This window comes from Bacillota bacterium (assembly GCA_040754675.1).
Taxonomy (GTDB): Bacteria; Bacillota; Limnochordia; order Limnochordales; family Geochordaceae; genus Geochorda.
Genome location: JBFMCJ010000366.1, coordinates 1 through 4,225 on the forward strand (window position 1 = coordinate 1; position 4,225 = coordinate 4,225).

Here is a 4,225-nt window from a genome sequence, read left to right on the forward strand (position 1 = left end):
GCAGCAGGGGCCAGTGAAAAAAGTCGTTCACCTCCACCCGGGTGTCGGACAACACCTGGAAAGCTACTTCGTGCGTGGGGACGTAGCGTCTGAGGGCGTCTTCCTTTCCAAACAAGAGCAGAGCGCCCACCCGCAGAGCCCGGACCTCGTGGTTTGCCTCGATCAGACCCAGGGCCTTGGCGATCTCGATGTCGGGCATCGTAACCAGCGATCTCTCGCCGGGACCGGCGTCCCCGCAGCTCACTGGTGCCTGATTCCATGCCAACCCTATTCTTCCCTTCGTGCCCCCTCCATCTCCCGGCGCCCGGCCCTTGCAACCACCTGCTCACCACGCCAATGGTAATACGGACCCTCGCCTCCATGGTGGCTGAGGATCGGCGATAACGTTGGGCCCCGGCGCCCTCGGGCACTCGTGGCCACCGGAGGTTGCCAGGCCCGGCGCAGCCTGGTATGTTGCCTCGGTGGCAGGTCCCATGCCGGTGAACCGGGCGCACGACTGGCTGGACCAGGCCAGGCATGACCTGGGGCATGCCAGGAAGAGCAAGGACATGGGCGACTATAATTGGGCCTGCTTCGCTGCCCAGCAGGCGGCCGGGAAGGCGATCAAGGCCGTGCACCTCAGGTTCGGACAGGTAGCCCGGGGTTCCTCTCCGTCGCAACTCCTGGAGGCACTGCCCGAAGTGGAGCTACCGACCGAGGTGCTGGATGCAGCCCGGGTGCTGGACAAGCACTACATCGCCCCCCCGGTACCCGGACGTTTATCCTGCTGGCGCGGCCTACCGGAAGTACATAAAGGCTGAGGCGGATGAGGCTGTCCGGCTGGCGGAGAAGATCCTGGTGTTCTGCGAGGGCCACCTCTATTCCTGCAATTCCCTGGACAGGCTACCGGGAACAAAATGGCCAGGGTCTGCGTCACAAAGGGAAGGAACGGCGATCACTCCAGGTAGAGGTCAAGCTACCAAATAGCAACTCCCCAGAAGGAAAATTGCGGGTGGACAGCGAATAGCTTCCTCCAGCACGTCTTCCGGGGGAGGGGTGGCCTCGCCCGGAGTAAGTGTTGCAGAAGGAGGGGGTGGGACTCACACAGTGTCAGGCGTCCATTCAAAGGGCCAGAGGACTCTCAATGTCGTGTAAAGGAGGTTAGAAGACGTGAGAAAAGCTTTAGTGGCAGCCCTGGTAGTTGCCTTCGTACTTTCCATCGCTGCCACTGCCAGCGCGGCGGTGCTCACGCCGGCCAGCTTCCCTGATGTGCAGGGTCAGGCGTGCGCCGACGCCGTCGCCAAGCTGGAAGCCCTCGGCATCGGCAAGGGCATCGACGGCCAGTGGATGCCGCTCGCCCCGGTGACCCGGGCTCAGTTCGCTGCCTTCGCGGTGCGCCTGCTGGGACTTGAGGGCGTGGTCAAGTACATGGTCGGCCCCACCAAGTTCCCGGATGTGCCGGCGACCCACTGGGCGAGCGGTTACGTGAACGTGGCCGTGGCCAAGAAGCTGCTCGCCGGCCATCCCGACGGGACCTTCCATCCCGACGAGAACATCACGTTCCCGCAGGCCGCCACTGTGCTCGGGCGCGTGCTGGGCTATGTGAACCTGCCCGGCGAGTGGCCCAGCAACTACATGGTGGTTGCCTCTGAGAACGGCCTCTTCGAGGGCGTGGAGTTCGGCGGTGACTTCGTCACCCGGGGCGACATGGCCATCATGCTGTGGAACGCCCTCAAGGCCCAGGTGGTCCAGTACAAGTACTACTCTGACCTGGGCATTTGGGACTACGAGAAGCAGTGGGATGACCCCAACAAGACCAACCCCACGCTGCTCCTTGAAAAGGGGTTGGGCGCCAAGCAAGTCGAAGGCGTTGTCACACGGAACGCCGACATTGATGCTGCCCTTGAGGCCGCAGAGGTTAAGATTGGCGCCGACAGCTACACCATGCCCGGTGCAGTCAACACAGCCGCCATCCTGGGTGCCGAGGTCAGCGTGCTTGCCAAGGGAACCACCGTCCTGTTCGCCGAGGACGTCACAGCTTCGGGTGATGTTGTCAAGGGCACCTTGGATGCAGACGTTACCGGCACGACCCTGTCCATCAAGGACGGCGACGACTACACCCTCGCTGACAGCGCCACGGTGGTCGTGAACAAGAAGGTCACGGACAAGGTCTATCTGACCAACGGTACGGACGTGACGGCGTTCAAGGGCGACGATGGGAACATCCGGTTCGTGGTCGGCTTCCGGTATGACGTCAAGGAGGGGCTGGTCGACACGGACGGGGTCGACACCACCAACAAGACGCTCAAGGTGGCCGGTGTAACGTACACGGTACTTAGCAATGCCACTATCACTAAGAACGGTGCAGCAGCCGCGCTGGGCGACCTCAAGGACGGAGACGTTGTCTACATCGCGCTTGCTCCTCCCGCCGGCGACAACAAGGCGCTCGTCATCGCCGCTTTCGACAGGTCGGTGTCTGGTATAGTCACGGCACTGCGGGTTGGGAGCGACGGGAAGACTTACCTGAAGCTCGGTGACACCGAGTACAAGGTCAGTGCGTCGGCGACGGGTACTTTGGACGGCTTGGATCTCGACAAGGACTCGCCGGAGGATGGGCTTCAGTGGGATGAGTTGGATGACCTCTTCGGCTTCAACGTCACCGCTAAGCTCAATAAGGACAACGAACTGCGGGTTCTGACGGGTACCACTGCCGGGATCATCGGTTTGTGGGGCGAGTTCGATAATACCAAGCCTGCCGTCAAGATCGACGTCAAGGGCACCAAGACTGAGTACCCGGCGGCGAGCACGACCATAGCCAAGCCGGCGACTAACGACATCGACTACAGTACCCCTGTGATTGCGAAGACCAACGCGGCTGGCAAGGTGACATCGGTCGAGGAGCTGACCGCGGTCGCCACTAACGTCCAGGTGCAGGCTGTCAGCACTGCGAACAACAAGATCACCGTCGGTGGCAACGTGTACGCTGTGAGTGCCGACGCGGTGTTCAAGACGCCCGCAGGAGCCTATGTCGGGCTGGCGGGGGTGCGGAAGGGCGACACGGTCACGCTGTACTATCAGGGTGCGGGCAAGCCGGTCCTATTCGGCTTCCTCAACCCCGGCGCAGCGGTTGCCAAGTCGAACGTGTACGGCAAGTATACCGGGTACTCGGTCGACGAGACTGGCGCAGTGACGATGTACCTTGACGTGAAGGGCACCACGACGGGATACCCGCTGGTTGGCAGCCCATACGGGACCATCGGCGCGTTCGTATACGCGGTAGTCCGCACGGACGGCAAGGTCGATACGGTGGACGCGCTGTCCATCGCAACCGGGCTGGATAGCGTGAAGATCGTGGCGATCAACGATGACGGGACGTTCACGCTGGAGAACGGCACTGTCATAGATCCGTCGGCTGCCAGCGTGTACGACGAGAACAAGGCACCGATCGCGGTTGGAGCGCTCAAGGTCGGCGACCTAATCGACGTCTACAAGGGTGTCAACACCCCCGCTGGTGACGACACGGGGAAGGTGGTAGTGATCCAGCGCGATAACCCGTAGTATTGGACGGCGCTGGACGATGACTGGGGGGGCGGATCTGCCGCCCCCCCAGTGTGTCCAAGGGGAAGTGTGGGTGCCGGTCAGGCCGGAGGAGGGAAAGCGTGAGGCTCAGGAGGGCGTGGTTAGTCGTAGGCCTAATCGGCGTACTGGTTCTGGCCTGGCTAGCTTGGGCTGGGGACGCGCTTGGAACCGCTGCGGGGGAGCGCACCTGGACTGACGTGCTCCGAAGGCTGGTTGGCATGATCGAGTCCGCCAGTGTCAACCAGGTACCAGCGGATCAGTTGTGGGAAGCCGCGGCACGCGGGATGATCGGTGCGTTGGACGATCCGTATGGTCAATACCTGGATGTGAAGAGCTTCGAGCAGCTAGAAAGTTCGATTGCGGGGAGCTATGAGGGTATCGGCGTGACAATTGAAGCTCTCCAAGGGCGGGTTCTAATAGTCAACGTGTTTCCACAGGGCCCGGCTGCGCGCGTGGGATTGCACGGCGCGGATGTCCTGGTGGAGGCGGATGGGAAGCCGCTGAAAGGGATGGCACCGGAGGCGGTGGCGGGGTTGCTGCGGGGGCCGGCGGGGACGCCGGTGAGGCTGCTGGTGATGCGGGAGGGGTGGGATGAGCCGCGGGAGATAGTGGTGGTGAGGGAGAAGATCGTCATCCCCAGCGTGGAGAGCAGGATGCTGGGGGATGG

4 protein-coding genes are annotated in these 4,225 nt (G+C 62.6%); 3 read left to right on the forward strand and 1 reads right to left on the reverse strand.

What is annotated here, in order from left to right; genetic code table 11:
* Window positions 1-199, reverse strand: a 199-nt coding sequence (locus AB1609_16945) for an AAA family ATPase (protein MEW6048134.1), incomplete at its 3' end; no start/stop codon positions are given.
* A 280-nt stretch (window positions 200-479) separates the two neighbouring features.
* Between AB1609_16945 and AB1609_16950 the strand changes: the two genes are divergently transcribed.
* The 3 genes from AB1609_16950 to AB1609_16960 form a co-directional block, all read left to right on the forward strand.
* Entirely contained in the window at window positions 480-800 is a 321-nt protein-coding gene (locus tag AB1609_16950; protein MEW6048135.1) for a HEPN domain-containing protein, read from the forward strand.
* Window positions 801-1,149: 349 nt separating this feature from the next.
* Window positions 1,150-3,537 carry an S-layer homology domain-containing protein gene (locus tag AB1609_16955; protein ID MEW6048136.1) on the forward strand — a complete coding sequence of 796 codons (2,388 nt, stop codon included), beginning with the start codon at window positions 1,150-1,152 and terminating at the stop codon, window positions 3,535-3,537.
* A gap of 239 nt (window positions 3,538-3,776) precedes the next feature.
* The coding region (locus AB1609_16960) for a PDZ domain-containing protein (protein MEW6048137.1) at window positions 3,777-4,225 on the forward strand (449 nt) is incomplete at its 3' end.